General features: G+C 46.2%; 13 protein-coding genes. 4 read left to right on the top strand and 9 right to left on the bottom strand.

Annotation, left to right across the window (positions count from 1 at the left end):
- Positions 1-29 precede the first annotated feature (29 nt).
- The 6 genes from nuoF to L3C95_RS09865 all read right to left on the bottom strand — a co-directional run bounded on the left by nuoF (position 30) and on the right by L3C95_RS09865 (position 5,180).
- A complete protein-coding gene (gene nuoF / locus L3C95_RS09890) occupies positions 30-1,307 on the bottom strand; it encodes an NADH-quinone oxidoreductase subunit NuoF (protein ID WP_236386655.1) in 1,278 nt (425 codons plus the stop codon).
- Between the two features lie 4 nt (positions 1,308-1,311).
- Positions 1,312-1,776, bottom strand: coding sequence for an NADH-quinone oxidoreductase subunit NuoE (gene nuoE, locus L3C95_RS09885; protein ID WP_236386657.1), 465 nt, complete (start codon positions 1,774-1,776; stop codon positions 1,312-1,314).
- A 14-nt stretch (positions 1,777-1,790) separates the two neighbouring features.
- Complete coding sequence (nuoC, locus tag L3C95_RS09880) at positions 1,791-3,533, bottom strand: NADH-quinone oxidoreductase subunit C/D (protein WP_236386659.1); 1,743 nt, start codon at positions 3,531-3,533, stop codon at positions 1,791-1,793.
- A gap of 12 nt (positions 3,534-3,545) precedes the next feature.
- A complete protein-coding gene (gene nuoB / locus L3C95_RS09875) occupies positions 3,546-4,184 on the bottom strand; it encodes an NADH-quinone oxidoreductase subunit NuoB (RefSeq protein ID WP_236386663.1) in 639 nt (212 codons plus the stop codon).
- On the bottom strand, positions 4,165-4,602 hold the full coding sequence (locus L3C95_RS09870) for an NADH-quinone oxidoreductase subunit A (RefSeq protein WP_236386665.1): 438 nt from the start codon (positions 4,600-4,602) through the stop codon (positions 4,165-4,167). The genes nuoB and L3C95_RS09870 overlap by 20 nt, the downstream gene beginning before the upstream one ends.
- A 146-nt stretch (positions 4,603-4,748) precedes the next feature.
- Entirely contained in the window at positions 4,749-5,180 is a 432-nt protein-coding gene (locus L3C95_RS09865; protein ID WP_236386667.1) for a CBS domain-containing protein, read from the bottom strand.
- Between the two features lie 663 nt (positions 5,181-5,843).
- Here L3C95_RS09865 and L3C95_RS09860 point away from each other — a divergent pair.
- The 3 genes from L3C95_RS09860 to L3C95_RS09850 all read left to right on the top strand — a co-directional run bounded on the left by L3C95_RS09860 (position 5,844) and on the right by L3C95_RS09850 (position 9,955).
- On the top strand, positions 5,844-6,566 hold the full coding sequence (locus L3C95_RS09860; protein WP_236386670.1) for a hypothetical protein: 723 nt from the start codon (positions 5,844-5,846) through the stop codon (positions 6,564-6,566).
- 204 nt (positions 6,567-6,770) lie between these two features.
- On the top strand, positions 6,771-7,061 hold the full coding sequence (locus tag L3C95_RS09855) for a hypothetical protein (RefSeq protein ID WP_236386671.1): 291 nt from the start codon (positions 6,771-6,773) through the stop codon (positions 7,059-7,061).
- Between the two features lie 608 nt (positions 7,062-7,669).
- Complete coding sequence (locus tag L3C95_RS09850; protein WP_236386673.1) at positions 7,670-9,955, top strand: histidine kinase dimerization/phosphoacceptor domain -containing protein; 2,286 nt, start codon at positions 7,670-7,672, stop codon at positions 9,953-9,955.
- A 180-nt stretch (positions 9,956-10,135) separates the two neighbouring features.
- Here L3C95_RS09850 and L3C95_RS09845 read toward each other — a convergent pair whose 3' ends face one another.
- From L3C95_RS09845 to L3C95_RS09835, 3 genes are all read right to left on the bottom strand, one after another.
- The gene (locus tag L3C95_RS09845; protein WP_236386675.1) at positions 10,136-11,134 is read right to left on the bottom strand and encodes a hypothetical protein; all 999 of its coding nucleotides are present in this window, start codon (positions 11,132-11,134) and stop codon (positions 10,136-10,138) included.
- A gap of 97 nt (positions 11,135-11,231) precedes the next feature.
- Positions 11,232-11,999, bottom strand: a complete 768-nt coding sequence (locus tag L3C95_RS09840) for a rhomboid family intramembrane serine protease (RefSeq protein ID WP_236386679.1) — start codon at positions 11,997-11,999, stop codon at positions 11,232-11,234.
- A gap of 66 nt (positions 12,000-12,065) precedes the next feature.
- Positions 12,066-12,713, bottom strand: coding sequence for an NAD(P)H-dependent oxidoreductase (locus tag L3C95_RS09835; RefSeq protein ID WP_236386680.1), 648 nt, complete (start codon positions 12,711-12,713; stop codon positions 12,066-12,068).
- A 786-nt stretch (positions 12,714-13,499) separates the two neighbouring features.
- Between L3C95_RS09835 and L3C95_RS09830 the strand changes: the two genes are divergently transcribed.
- Positions 13,500-15,431 (top strand): SusC/RagA family TonB-linked outer membrane protein (locus L3C95_RS09830; protein ID WP_236387251.1); only part of this gene is annotated, 1,932 nt, incomplete at its 3' end.

Raw genomic sequence — 15,431 nt, 5'->3', positions numbered from 1 at the left:
TGACGATATATTTATATAACTATGCTTCCTTAGTCATACGGACATTTCTTATGTTCAATATGTTTTTCGAAATCATCACGGAAATATTTCAATGCACTCTGCAATGGTTCCATCGCTCCGGGCGCCAATGCGCAGAATGTATTACCAGGGCCAAGGAATTGTGCGTGCATGTTCAGCAGGTCGAGATCTTGCGGTGTGCCATCTCCTTTTTCGAGAGAGAGCAGGATCTTTTCCACCCAGGGCAGGCCTTCCCGGCAGGGAGTACACCATCCGCAGCTTTCCTGTGCAAAGAAATGCTGGAGGTTGTGCACGAATCCGACAGGACAGGTCCCGCTATCCATCACGATCATGGTGCCTGTACCTAAACGGCTGCCTGCCGCTGCCACAGACTTATAATCCATTTTAATATCCAGGTGCTGCGTGGTGAGAAAGTCTGTGGAAGCACCACCCGGTAATACGCCTTTCAGCTGCACGCCATTTTTCATACCGCCGGCATGTTCTTCTATCAGCTCACGCATAGTAACACCCATAGGCAATTCCCATGCACCGGGCCTTTTTACTTTACCACTTACGCCATATAGTTTGGTGCCACCGTCTTCGCTGTAGCTGAGACCTTTGAACCAGTCAGCGCCATTGTTGACAATATGAGGAACACAGCAAAGGGTTTCTACATTATTGACAATAGTGGGTTTACCAAACAGGCCACTGATCTGGGGGAAGGGCGGTTTTGCCCTTGGTGTGGCGCGTTTCCCTTCCAGTGCATTCAGCAATGCAGTTTCTTCTCCGCACATATAGCGGCCTACGCCTGTATGCAGGTGCATGTCCAGGTGGAAACCACTTCCCAGAATATTCTTGCCAAGGTAGCCTGCCTCATATGCTTCATGGATACTTTTCCGGATAAGGTCTGCAGCCTTGTGATACGCCCAGCGCAGGAACACATAAGAGACCTCCGCCTGGATAGCGTAAGCGGCCAGGATCATGCCTTCTATGAGCTGATGCGGATTGCCTTCCAGCAACACCCGGTCTTTGAACGTACCGGGCTCCATTTCGTCTGCATTGGCAATAAGATACTTGGGATGAGGGGCCTGGTCACCCATGGGGACAAGGCTCCATTTGATGCCGGTATTAAAGCCGGCGCCACCGCGTCCTTTGAGATTACTGTCCTGTACCAGCTTTTGCAATGCAGCTGGGGACATTCCACCACCACATACCTTGCGCACGGCAGCATATCCGCCCGTCATTTCATATTCTTTCAGGTTGAGCGGCGGGCGATCCGGATGAATGTTTCTGGTAAGCGGGCGTTCCATTTTATTAAGTATATTTTTTTAAGATTTCATCCAGCATGGCAGGTTCCACATCACTATACAGGTCTTTGTCTATCATCAGGGCAGGCGCATGGTCACAGCAGCCCAGGCAGACGTTGGGCAGCAAAGTAAACCGTTGATCGGTGCTTGTTTCTCCCATGCGGATATGCAGCTTTTCTTCAAGGGCTTTATGTAAGGCGCGATAGCCCATTACATAACAGGAGATGCTGTCGCACAACAGGATAACATGCCGGCCCACCGGTCTGCGGAAGATGAGATTATAGAAAGTAGCTACGCTGTCTACTTCCGCCGGACTTATTTCCAGATAGTCTGCAATGGCATCCACACTTTCGTCACTGATCCATCCACGGTGCTGCTGTACTATTTTCAATGCCTCGATGACGGATGCCTTTTTGTAAGGCACCAGGCTTATTTCGTGATCTATTGCTTGTTTTTCTGTTGCTGTAAGCATAAAAAATGATTTCACTATCTGTCTATATCTGCCAGTACATAATCCACGCTTCCCAGGATAGAAAGCAGGTCTGCCACTGTATAACCTTTACTGATGTAGGGTACCATCTGCATATGCGCAAACGACGGAGTGCGTATGCGCGTACGGTAAGATGATGTGTTACCGTCGCTCACGAGGTAATAACTGTTAGCTCCCTTTGTAGCTTCCACGCAGCTCATCGCTTCTCCCGGAGGGATAACGGGCCCCCAGCTCACATTCAGGAAGTGATTGATGAGGGTTTCTATGTCCTGCATGGTATGTTTTTTAATGGGGGGAGTGGTGAGTGGGTGGTCTGCCTTATAGCTTCCTTCGGGCATATTGTTAAGGCATTGTTCGACGATGCGGAGGCTTTGTCTCATTTCTTCCACTCTTACAACAGAGCGGTCATAACAGTCGCCATTCTGGGCAATGGGGATATCGAAATCGAACATTTCGTAACCGGAGTAGGGCCTTTTTTTGCGGAAGTCCCATTCGAATCCGCAGGCCCTCAATCCCGGCCCCGTCACCCCCCATTCGATAGCCTCTTCCAATGTATAGACACCGATGCCTTTAGTACGGGCTTTTATGAGGCTATTCCGTAGCACCATGTCGTTATATTCCTTTAGTTGCTTAGGGAAGTTGTCTACGAACTCACGTACCAGTTTTTCCCATCCTACCGGAAGATCCTGCGCCACGCCACCAATGCGGAACCAGTTAGGGTGCATGCGGTCGCCGCAGATGGCCTCGATAATGTCGAAGATCTTTTCCCTTTGAGTGAACATGTAGAATACGGGAGACAGTTGTCCGAGGTCCTGAGCAAATGTGCCGAACCATACCAGGTGGCTGTTAATGCGGAATAGTTCGCACAGCATCACCCTGATCACTTTCACTTTCTCGGGCACTTTGATGCCCGCCATTTCTTCAACTGCCAGCAGATAGGCGAGGTTGTTCATTACTCCTCCGAGGTAATCCACGCGGTCAGTATACGGGATATAAGTGTGCCAGCTCTGGCGTTCGCCCATCTTCTCCGCACCGCGGTGATGAAAGCCGATCTCGGGCACAGCGTCTACGATCTCTTCACCGTCCAGTTGGAGGATGATGCGCAGTACGCCGTGGGTACCGGGGTGCTGCGGACCTATGTTCAGGAACATGAAATCGGAGTCGTCGCTTTGTGATTGCATACCCCATTCTTCCGGTTTGAAGCGCAGGGCTTCCTGTTCCCTGTCCTGTTTTTCGTCCCACAGGCGAAAGGGGCCCATTTCTGTTGCTCTGGCGGGGTATTCTTTACGGAGGGGATGGCCTTCCCAGGTGAGGGGCATCAGCAGGCGTTTCAGATGAGGATGGCCTTCGAAGCGGATGCCGAACATGTCATATATTTCGCGTTCATACCAGTTGGCATTTTGAAAGATGGTAGTGATAGAAGGGAGGGTTGGGTATTCGCCTGCCAGTGCTACCTTGATGCGAATGAACTCATTATGTTTGAAAGAGAACAGGTGATAAACAACGGTAAAATCAGCAACAGGTAGTTTCTCTTTGCCGGCCCTGTCCCGTTCGTCTATCCCACATAGATCGTACAGGAACAGAAAGTGATTTGATTTCAGGTATCCGATAACGGATAGAATACTTCTCTTACTGGTCCATAGCGTAAGTATTCCATCGGCGGTTATCTGTTGTTGAAATGTATCGGGGCCGAAGCGTTGTATCAGTTGTCCGTATATTAAATGTTCCGTCTCCAGCATATTTATCCGGTTTTATATTTCGTCGATTCCTCGGAAGGAGGTCATGTTAGTACGTATATCACGTCTGCTTTCTTTCATTGAAAGCATGTGTGGTTTTATTACTCCCTGCTCACCGATGGTCCAGCTGAGGGGGCGGGCTTCCTTACCTACTGCATCTGCGAGCAGTGTGAGTCCCTGCATGAAGGCGTCAGGTCTCGGAGGACAACCGGGCACATATACATCAACGGGCAGGAATTTATCTACGCCCTGGACGACGCTGTATATATCATACATGCCGCCGCTATTGGCGCAGCTGCCCATAGAAATGACCCAGCGGGGCTCCATCATCTGTTCATGCAGCCGTTTGATAATAGGAACCATTTTGATGAAAACGGTACCGGCGATCACCATGACGTCTGCTTCGCGGGGAGTGCCGCGGATCACTTCAGCACCGAATCTTGCAACGTCGTATTTACTGGTAATGCTGGTAGCCATTTCAACGAAACAGCAACTTAAACCGAAGTGGAATGGCCACATGGAATTTTTGCGTCCCCATGCCAGGAGGTCCTGGACGGTGGTGAGCATAATACTTCTGCTGACAGCTTCTTCCATGCTGCCGTTTCCCGAGATATGGCCCGACTGATCGCCTGCTTTACTTAGCCACCATTTCATTTTGTTTCTGTTTTTGTTTGAGGGCTTTTAATATTTTCTTTGCGTCAGCTCCTATGTTGAGAGCGCCGATACCCCATTCGTATATCAATACGACTACGAGTTGCGCAATAAAAAGAGCAACGCCGATGTAACCGGGCCAACCAAGGTCATAGAAGCCAAGGGCCCATAGCATGATGAAAACGGCCTCCACGTCGAAGATGACGAACAACATGGCGACCAGATAAAATTGTACAGAGAAACGAATGCGTGCAGAACCTGTCTGTTCTATACCACCTTCATAGGGCCTGTTGGTGGCGCGGTCATTGTGACGTTGTCCAAGTATATAGGACAATGAAAGGATAGCAGCAAGTAATATGACTACCAGGCTGGAATAGAGCAATAGAGGCCATAAGGGAATACCTTGTGTTTCGTTTCCCATAACGTAAAATTTTCCCGGAAGAGGAATACAGGGGTACCCTCTTCTTTTAATAAAAAAGAAAGATGGTCCTTAATCCGATTTGACATACCGTATACCTGACTAACGAAAGCGCAGAAGTGGTACAGACAGTCTAACGTACTTAGTACTTAGCTAATGATGTAATGTTCAAGATTCTGAATAATGAAGTCCTTGTTGCTGATGACATATTTCAGAATGTCACCGATGGAGATAAGGCCGGTCAGTTGATTGTTTTCGATAACGGGGAGATGGCGGATGAACTTATTCGTCATCAATTGCATGCAGTATTCTACTTCTGTATCAGGTGTAACAAATACCGGACTATCGGTCATAATGTCCCTGACTAGTGTTTCTTTGGAGGAGCGTCCTTTCAGGATGACTTTGCGTGCGTAATCCCGTTCTGTGAATATTCCTATCAGTTGTCCACTTTCGTCCACTACTACCAGTGCGCCTAAATTTTTTTCTTCGAGTACTTCCAGTGCTTCGTACACGGTGCAGGTGGTGCAGATCGTGTAGACCATGTTTCCTTTTATTTGCAGGATATTTCTAACAGTATCCATAACAAAGAATTTAAGGAAGTGACTTTACTATTAAGTTAGGCTTTTTTTGAATAAAAACAACTTTAAATGTGGATTTTAAATTCAGAAGACTGATAAACGGCGTCTGGATGGGACCTTCGAGCCGTTTCTGGGAGCTGGCTATAGGGTTATTAAGTTTAATATATCAGCAGTCAGTATATCTAGGGCGACTAATATGGATAAGTCTGTTGATTTGGTTGCTGCTTCGCCTGATAAGTCATCATGCTGTTCATATATTTGCTGCTGCGAAGAGGTGCGTTGTGTATCAGGCTGCTGGCGTGAGGAAGCATGTTGAGATCAAAGAAAAACAACCATCACTGCAGAAGTGCCGACGGACATTAACAAAAAATATGCGTACCTTTAAGACAAGATTCTCCTTAATAAACAACTCCAAAACAGCAACAGGCTTCTACCTGAAAGACGGGATAGTATACAGGTATTGTTGAATGAGCACAAGCATTAAATAACCAATTTGTTACTATTGGGCAAATCCACTTATCAGCAACGCGAATTCGCAAGAAACAAAGCAGTGCAATGAAATTCTATGCTCCGAACTTTAGCAGTGTATAAAGCGCTGGTTAATCATAGCTTTTGTCGCTACTGTCTGTAGCTGCTCCATTTTTTTTATCACCAAAATCATACGCCATGAAAAAGGTTTTCCTCCTTTTCCTGCTTATTCCTTTATTGGGAACAGGACAAACAACAAAAACGGTTCTTTCAACTAACCGCGTATTTGCAAAAAATGATAAGGTAGTCCAGTTTGAAAAAGCACTTGCCAGCCATGCGCAGAGATTTCATAAAGGAGATCTGAGCTGGCGGGTATGGAGTATTGAATCCGGTCCGGACTTCGGTGGCTACCTGATCGTTGAGGGGCCTAATACCTGGGATTCACTGAACAGCCGGGGCGATATTAGTACCGCACATACGGCAGACTGGAACAATAATATCATGCCATTGACCGATGGTCGTGCAAAGGGTGGATATTACGTTTTCCAGGGAGATTTGAGTACTGTACAACTTACTGACTATGCGGACAAGATAGTGATCAACCATGTAACAGCAAATCCCGGTAAGATTGCAGATGTGCAGGAGCTTATCAGGAAATTGAAAAAAGTATGGGAAGGCGGTAAGGAATCTGTCGCTGTCTATTCAGTGGCCTCTTCGGGAGAGCCAGGTTATATTGCTGTAACACGATTAAGGGAGGGCTTAAAAGAATTAGCTACCGACTACCGTAAACCACTATCAGTAAGATTCGATGAGACTCATGGTTCCGGAGGATTTGACACCTGGCTGAAAGATTATGCCGGTGCAGTAAAATTCCGCTGGACGGAATTACTCTTCTTCAAGCCTGAACTCAGTTCGAAATAAATCCTTATAGAGCCAACAAGAGAACCGGCCCGTTGCTCAGTCAGCCGTTGCGGATTTCATCTAAACCAACCTTTGCCAGCAGCTTTGCTGCCGGATAAACCATTATGGATATAACATCTCCATTTGTTAATCTCAAAAATATTTAGTTACTTTGAATAACAAAGTGCTTTATTAATGAGTTTTTCGCTTTAAAAATCCAATACTATGATCACACAAAACAAAAGACTTGCCGGTATTATACTTACCGCGGGACTGCTATTGCTCGTGCCATTGATCGCGATGCAGTTCACCAGCGAAGTGAAATGGACACTGTCCGATTTCATTGTTGCGGGGTTCTTATTATTCGGCGCCGGGCTGCTATTAGAGTTAATAATGAGAAGGGCGAAGAGCCTGCAATCGCGTTTGGTTTTATGTGTAGTTCTTTTTGTTGTTTTCTTCCTGATCTGGGCGGAGCTGGCAGTAGGCATTTTCGGGACACCATTTGCCGGAAGCTGAATGAAGATATCAATGGCTTGGAAGCAGCGGTGAAACCTGTTGCACAGATATACCCTCTACGGTCCGGATGCCAATCTCTTTTTGCGTTTTATGCCATATACGCAGCAAGATCCAATGAACCAGCACAGGTATAAAAATTGTTCTCCAACCCAATATACCGAAAAGCTTAGCTACAAGCATTTCCTGTTTAAACTTTACTTCATAGCTCTCATCATTGAAGTGATATTTACTGCGCTCTGTTTCGCGCTGTAAGCTCTTATACGGGTAAACACATCTACTGTTTTCAAAAAGATCTCCGGGCAGCGGTTGTTGTTCGGTGATCTCATTTTACAGTAACGTAGAATAATTAGTTATCCTGACTAATGTTGAGATGGTATAATTTAACATGATAAGGTTTTATCATGCCACTTTTGTATTATGATATACTTTTCTCTATTTTGTCGTGTGAATTGTACAATTAACAATAATCGTATACAAAGAGCCGATTTTCGGGATGAATGACAGCTTTCCCAGACTGTCTGATTTTATATTGATACTATTCAAATTAGCTGATGATGCCGGTCCTGAGAGATGCCAGGATCAGGAAACTTATTCAAAACTTAGGATGCATGTGTCGCAAGATAATTTTAACCATTTATTGGACGGCCGTCCTGTTCCTGCTTTCCAACTATTATTGTCTGGGCCAGGATATACGCCACATGACGTATTGGGAGCTTTACAAGCTGTCAAGTAAGCAGCTGCTCCGCCTGATCGATCAGCAGCCGGAAGACTCTGTAAAAGCCAAGCTCCTTATCGCACTGGGAACTAAAACAGAATATAAGCCTGGTAGTATAAAAGAGGATATGGACAGTGCCAGAAAGTACCTGGGTGAGGCTGAAAGGATCATCATGCAACAGGACCTGTACTGGATGAAAAGTGACATAGCTGAGTACCTGGGTGTGATGTATTTTAACAGCGGAGAGCCGGAGAAGGGGAGGGCCGCTTTTGCAAAAGGAATTGACTTTTGTAGAAAGGCAGGTTATAAGGAACAAGAAGCCGCTCTGTGGATAGAAATGGCCAAATGTGAAGATGATGGCGATATCAGACTGACTTATCAGGACAAGGCCTTAAAGTTATTCCGGTCTGTAAATAATCGATTAAAGGAAGCGGAAACAGTGAAAGAGATGGCTGATGTGCATTTAAACCAGGGTAAATATGAATTGTCTGAAAACGAATTAAATCAGGCACTGCTCATATATAAAGATTTAGGCTATAAAAGGATCTATTTCACTTATGATCTGCTTTCAGCCGTCTATCACTGGAAGGGGGATTTTGCCAAAGCGCAGGAAAATGCTATCGCGGCCATACAGGCCGCTGAGAAGCAAAAAGATTCCGCGATGCTGGGTACTTTTTACTGGCGCCTCGCTGTAGCTTATAAAGACGCTAAAAATCATGTGAAAAATCAGGAGTACCTGAAAAAATCACTGTCTGTTCAATTGAACCATCCCTCAGCCTTATTATATCATGTATTGGCCGAACTGACTGATCAGCTTATCATCAGCGGCCAGGTGAAGGAGGCGCTTGATCTTTTATTGCTTGTAAATAAGCAGCAACCGCCAGCAGATATTCATGACAGGATCAGCCTTTCTTTTTCTACTGCAGATTGTTACCTGGCACTGAAAGATTACGATCATGCTGAGTTCTATTACCTGCAGTATGCGGATATTTTAGGGTCAGGGGATGATGTGAACACTGATCTGATTAAGATCTGCCGGTTTTATTTAGGGCGTCAGCAGTATAAAAAGGCGGCTATCTATTTGAAAAGAATACTGGATGACAATCCGGAGCACTGGGATTTGACTACCAGCAGGGAAGTTAGCTTATTGCGATTTAAAGTGGACTCAGCGTCGGGAAATCTGCTGTCGGCAATGAAACACTTACAGCATTATAATAAACTGGCTGATTCTGCCTTTGCTATCGAAAAGGTAAAACAGGCGGAAGAGATGCAGGCAAGGTTTGATTTACAGAATAAAGAAAAGGATAATGAGCTATTAAGAGAGCAAAGTGCACTACAAGCAAAGACCATAGAAAAAGAAACACTGGTCAGAAATGTCATTATTGCCGGATGTGTTATTCTGTTACTGTTACTAGCGCTGTTGTACAACCGTTATAGAGTTAAAATAAAGACCAATGCCATATTGGAAGGGCAGAAAGCGGAAATCCGCACTGCATACTTAGCCCAGGAAAAATTGGTTGGAGAGAAAAGTAAGTTGCTGAATGAAAAAGAGTTCCTGCTGAAAGAAATACACCACAGGGTAAAGAACAATTTGCAGCTAACCATGAGTTTACTGAATACGCAAAGCAAATATCTGAATAATGAAGCCGCCATCCAGGCTATAAATGACAGCCAGCATCGCCTGAGGTCCATTTCATTAGTACACCAGAAATTATATCAGGGAGAGAATGAAGGACTGATCAATATCAAAAGTTACATGTATGAGATGCTGGAGTATTTAAAAGATAGTTTCGGTGCGGGCAGGCGTATGCGGTTTAATCTGAGCATGGACGAAGTAGATCTTGACGTTGGCAAGGCCGTTTCATTGGGCCTGATTTTAAATGAAGCAGTTACCAACATTTTTAAATACGCTTTTCCCGGTAGTTCACAGGGACAGGTAGATATTATTTTAAGGGTAGTGGGAAGCAGGATCTTTTTCTCGATCAGTGACAACGGTGTAGGTTTACCGCCAAACTTCGATGTCGCATCCAGCGGATCTTTAGGACTTTCGCTTATTCATCTGCTAAGCACACAGCTGGAAGGAGATTTAGAGATTAAGAGCAACAATGGTGTACAGATCGGTTTAACATTCGGGATAAAAGATGTACATGTTGCTGCCGTTATTGCCGCAGTTGACTGACATCCAGATAAAAGCAGGACGAACTATCAATTGTTACCAATAGCCATCATGCTGATCTGATTTGTAGAGCGTAGCGCGGGACAGATCGGGCAGTGATCACGACCTCCTGAAAGCAACAAACCCCGGGATGATTGTCCGGGGTTTATTGTTATTATTTGTAGACATGTCTATGTTGCCTGACTAGTAGCTTTGTGGACTCTTACTGAATTTATGCTCTTTATATTCTGCCAGCCGTTTGTCGATGATCGCTTTCACTATTTGATAATTGCCTTCATTATAGGCTATCTCATTTAATTGCTTTGTTGCAGCTGCTCCGAAGTAGTTTTCTTTTAGTTCGGCGCTTTCTAAGAAGGCATATGCAACATCACGGGTATAAAGTATATCGTGCCTTAGGTTTTTGAGATAAGCATGAATGAAAGCCTGTTCAGCGGAAAAATCATCTTCCAGGATATATCCTCTTTTAAGGGCACGTACCCACTCGGTAACAGGCTGTTTGCCTTCTTTAATATCTTTTGCCAGGGCTGACGTATGTCCATCGGTTTTTACTAGGTCATGCGCTATGGCCCACTGCAGGAACATCAGATGTGCTGTGTCGTCAAAACGCTTCGATGACAGGAACTTTTCAAAACTCTCATACTGCCATTCAGAATAGAAATAGTAGAGAGGCTTGACGTAATTCAGTCCGAGGGAAAAATACCCGATGGTTTGATCATCAGTAAACTCGAGGCCCCAGACAATATCCCCCCCGGCGTCTAAAGGTTTTTTCCATCTGTAGAAGCTTTCACTTCCATCGTCATTTAACCAGATAGGGGAAATCTCACTGCTCTTTAATGTTGGCTCGCCCAGTTTCAATTTAAGCGTTTCAAAATTGGCCTTGAAATCCAGCTCCAGGGGGAATTCTGTATTCGATTTATTGCCATACCATCTTACGCTGCTCAGAACAGGTACAAAAATTCCCTTTTTATCTCCCTGGATCAGGGGATAGTTGTCAAGATAGGTCTTCGCTTCAAATAACAGATCGATCTCCAGTTTTTTATTCTGCACCCAATAGTTGGTGTCGGTACTGCGATTGGAAATAAAGGGTTTCTTAGGGTATTTGAATCCATTGTTCTCAATAAATGATTTGATTTTGTCATCGTCGATCCGTAGTCCTACAAGATCCTTAAGGGTATTGAACATTCTTTGGTTTTTATTTCAAGTTGGGATATCGGCATCCAAATTAGAGAATATTTCGGAGGACTACAAACATACGTACGGCGATCGGGCGTTAAGCGGTTTAACGAAATCTGCCCGAGGACCGTGACCGGAGGAGCAGGAACTTTTTAGCAAATTTCCTTACCAGCAAAAGCCCGAATATAAACCCGCCGATATGGGCAGCATATGCTACACCCCCTGCTTCCTGTCCGCCTAAGGTTCCAAGTCCGTTCACCACCTGGAATATGAACCAGAGTCCGACAACTATTAACGCGGGCACCGAAATAATGAAGAATAATAGCCAGACATGCACCTTTTTATGGGGAAATAATACCATATACCCTGCCAATACTGCGGAGATAGCGCCTGATGCTCCCATCACCGGGATCAGTGGGTCTTGTCCAAGGATAAATGTAGTGAAGACATGACTGAGCCCTGCCAGCACCCCGCAGAGCAGATAAAAGACGAGATAATTCCTGTGCCCCATGGCATTTTCCAGGTTGTCTCCAAAAATGACCAGGAATAACATATTACCTCCCAGGTGCGCCCAGCCTCCATGGAGGAACATGGAAGTAAGCAGGGTTAGAAAGACCGATACCCCAGTTACCTGCAAGCCAGGCATAGGAAAGGAGTTTCCTGTATAGGGATCGATCAGTACCTGGTCCGGAGTAACAATATCGCGTCCTGTCAGTATTTCTGCCGGTACAGCGGCATACGCAAAAGTAAAGTACAGATTTGCTCCCGCCTGCTGCAGGAAGATGAAGACCAGGATATTAATAGCAATAAGCATATAGTTAACTATCGGGAAAATCTTCCTGTCCCTGTTGTCATCGCCTATCGGAAGTAACATGTTTTTATTAGTAAGTGTACAAATGTTGTTCCCGAAATCGGATGGGCGGAATTACCAGGGTACTGGTTACGGCAGGAATCTGGGAGAGCCCAGATCGAGTGGTCCCTTGCCAGGCCAGGGGCCATCGGGAATCGTGAGTGCTGAATGAGGCCAGGCAATCCAGTTGTTGCGGGGCATGCCCGCAGCTGTAACCAGGTTTTGGAGCACGGCAGAAAGGTCGGCCATGCGCCACACATCTTCGTTCGGATCATCTTCCTGACCGGCAGAGGCAGCCACTGCTTCCTGACCCGTTCGCGACAATACGATCACTGAGCAGGGTGGACTCCAGCAACCCAGACCTCCAAATACGGCCTGCAATCTTCCCGCCACCTCGATACCCCCCACCGAATCCATCGTCACCGCACAGGCAACCGGCTTGCCGAAAAAAGCAGGCGTATTTTCAAAAGCAGTAGTTACTTCAATAAACTGCTGGAGGGGTGAACTCCAGTTATTCCAATATACGCCTGTTATTACCAGAAAGCCGTCGCAACTGGTCAGCAGGTCATAGACTTCCCGGATTCCCGGCAAGGGGTCGGTAAGCGTCAACACGGATACCTCCTGCTGAAGGTCGTTTACCAGCACCTGTGCCGCCTGTTTTGCTAGTGCTCCTGAGTTGCCTGCTGCTCCCCGGAGGGAACCATTAATGATCAATATCTTTTTTCCTGTATGTGTCATAGCATCCGGTGCCAATGGCTCCCTGTTTTTGTTAAAAGTTATACCGCCCGGCCATATCGCATATAGATCGAAGCTCCTGTCGTGCCAGCTTATTAAAGTGAAGATATATTAAATGAGGATGAACCAACATATATTTTGACGATACGTAATATCTGATTCCAGAGAAAATGCTGATATGAGTTTGGGGAGGTGTTATAAAATAGACAGGGTTTAAAAAAAGGTTGTGTTTTAAGTCCCTTATTATCGGTTCAAGTGTGCATGTGACTAGCATGTAACTAGCATATGACCAGGATTAACTTCCGATAATCCTCCGATCAAATCGGAAGATAATCGGAGGTTAATGCTAGTCATATGCTAGTTACATGCAGGACATAACCAGTTCAGACAGTATTTGGCCTCGCCATGGCAATGACGAACGACGATACTATTTCCATCGTAAGCATTGGAACGTTGTTAAGGTATGTTGTTTGATAATCAATTAGTTGAGTGTTTTGTCCTGTTCCTGTCGCTACAATTTTCTCATTTTTTGCTACAAAAGTTACAGCCCCGGCGACGTATTGATCGGTACTTTATACCGACAATACAAAATTCCACCATGAAGAGAGTATCACGTTATGTAAGCACGTAACATGGCTTATGCCTGTGTTGCATTTCTTACCTGGCCAACACCACCTACGGCCAAGTTTTAATTCTATTCCAGGAACTGAGCGACAATCCACCATCCATCCTCAGACTTCCAGTCTTGCATCCCGGTTTGCCATTACCCCCTTTAAAACCAATTTCTATATGAACAAAATGCCAAAAATTACCGCATGTTTGCTGCTTGTCAAGCTGCTCTTATTTTCCACGTTTCTGGCCAATGCCCAGAACCGTACTGTCAGGGGGAAGGTCGCGTCGGCCGACAAAGGGGCGCCGCTGGCCAATGTAACAGTATTATTAAAAGGGGCCAATACCAGGACTACAACTGATGCAAATGGTAACTTTTCTATCCCTGTACCTGGCAACAATGCCGTACTGTTGTTTTATTTAGTGGATTATACTACCCGGGAGATCCCGGTAGGGGACAAGACTACGCTGGACGTGGCCCTGGAACTGAAAAACGAGAACCTGGGCGAAGTTATCGTGGTGGGATACGGAACGGTGAAAAAGTCGGACGTCACCGGATCTGTTGTGTCGCTGAAATCGAAAGACCTCACACCCGGCGCCAATATTAACGTCGAACAGACATTGATGGGGCGTGCCTCCGGTGTGCAGGTATACCAGAAAAGTGGTGAGCCGGGCAGCGCGATGAGTGTAAAGATCCGTGGGGCCAGTTCCATTACGGCAGGCAACGACCCTTTGTATGTGATAGACGGAATGCCGGTGAACAACCTTGCCCCCGTAACAGGTAGCGGAGCCGGTTTTGTGGCCACGCCCAATCCCCGTAACCCGCTGAACAGTCTGAACCCTTCGGATATTGAGTCCATCGAGATATTAAAGGACGCTTCCGCTACGGCCATCTACGGTTCCCGTGGTTCCAACGGTGTGGTGATGATCACCACCAAAAAAGGCAAGAGCGGAAAGTTAAGCGTCAACTACAGCACCTACTATGGTGTGCAGAAAGCTTCCAACTCGCTGGACCTGCTGACAGGCCCGCAATATAAAGAGGTATTGAACGCCATCATTGATGCCGGCGGTGGGGTGGCCTCCGAAAGGGTGACCAACGACCCGGTGAATGTAGACTGGCAACAGGAGCTGTACCGTTCTGCCAATGTGCAAAGTCATGACCTTTCTTTCTCCGGCGGGAAGGACAATACACGGTTCTACGCATCCCTGGGTTATTTCAACCAGGAGGGCGTGGTGCAAAATTCTTCCGTAAAACGATACACCGCCCGGTTCAACCTCGAGAACAGCGTTGCACAGAAATACGCGTTCGGTGTTAATTTTAATACATCTTATATCAGGGATAACTACAATTCCATCGGTATAGGCGTGAATGAGAACGGCAGCGCATTGTATGCCGCTATCAATTATGATCCTTCCTATCCGGTGTATAATGAGACTGGTGGTTATAACCGCTCGCCTTATATGACCACCATCGACCATCCGCTGATACTCATAAACGGGCAGTATGCCAACAGTGATGGTTTCAGGACCTTCGGTACCGTGTATGGCGAGTATTTCTTTATACCTGGTCTTTCACTTAAGCTGAAGGGATCTGGCGATGTGAATATCACCCAGCGGAATACCTGGCTGGACCCATCCACGATACTCGGATCTCCTACCGGAGGTGTCGCCTCTATCAACACCGGTAATGTGAACTATTACATGGGAGAGGCGACAGTGAACTACAAAAAGGACTTTGGAAAGGACCATGTCGTGAACGCAGTAGCGGGTAGCACATATGAGCACTTCGGTTCCAATTCCTTCGGCGGCAATGGCCGCGGGTATGCCTTGCCTGATCTTACCTACAATGCGATAGGCACCGGCAACAGTACATTGAACCAGATCGGCAGCGGCCGGGCGTCTACGAAGATCGTTTCCTTCCTGGGACGAGTGAACTATACCTTTAAGGACCGTTACCTGCTCACCGCCAGCTTCAGGGCAGATGGCTCTTCCAGGTTTGGTCCCAATCACCGCTTCGGCTATTTTCCTTCTGCCGCGCTGGCCTGGAAAATGCATGAAGAATCTTTCCTGAAGAGAGCCAATTTTATTGATGAACTGAAGTTCAGGGTGAGC

The sequence above is a fragment of the Chitinophaga filiformis genome, assembly GCF_021646545.1.
Lineage (GTDB): Bacteria > Bacteroidota > Bacteroidia > Chitinophagales > Chitinophagaceae > Chitinophaga > Chitinophaga filiformis_A.
Note: the sequence above shows the minus strand (reverse complement) of the source record. Positions and strands in the feature narration are given on the sequence as shown.

Coding starts and splice junctions, on each gene's coding strand:
- nuoC (WP_236386659.1), bottom strand. CDS start 3,533: ATGCTGGAGACGGAACATTTAATATACGGACAACTGATACAACGCTTC.
- nuoF (WP_236386655.1), bottom strand. CDS start 1,307: ATGGAACGCCCGCTTACCAGAAACATTCATCCGGATCGCCCGCCGCTC.
- nuoB (WP_236386663.1), bottom strand. CDS start 4,184: ATGAAATGGTGGCTAAGTAAAGCAGGCGATCAGTCGGGCCATATCTCG.
- L3C95_RS09850 (WP_236386673.1), top strand. CDS start 7,670: ATGTGTCGCAAGATAATTTTAACCATTTATTGGACGGCCGTCCTGTTC.
- L3C95_RS09865 (WP_236386667.1), bottom strand. CDS start 5,180: ATGGATACTGTTAGAAATATCCTGCAAATAAAAGGAAACATGGTCTAC.
- L3C95_RS09840 (WP_236386679.1), bottom strand. CDS start 11,999: ATGTTACTTCCGATAGGCGATGACAACAGGGACAGGAAGATTTTCCCG.
- L3C95_RS09835 (WP_236386680.1), bottom strand. CDS start 12,713: ATGACACATACAGGAAAAAAGATATTGATCATTAATGGTTCCCTCCGG.
- L3C95_RS09855 (WP_236386671.1), top strand. CDS start 6,771: ATGATCACACAAAACAAAAGACTTGCCGGTATTATACTTACCGCGGGA.
- L3C95_RS09870 (WP_236386665.1), bottom strand. CDS start 4,602: ATGGGAAACGAAACACAAGGTATTCCCTTATGGCCTCTATTGCTCTAT.
- L3C95_RS09845 (WP_236386675.1), bottom strand. CDS start 11,134: ATGTTCAATACCCTTAAGGATCTTGTAGGACTACGGATCGACGATGAC.
- L3C95_RS09860 (WP_236386670.1), top strand. CDS start 5,844: ATGAAAAAGGTTTTCCTCCTTTTCCTGCTTATTCCTTTATTGGGAACA.
- nuoE (WP_236386657.1), bottom strand. CDS start 1,776: ATGCTTACAGCAACAGAAAAACAAGCAATAGATCACGAAATAAGCCTG.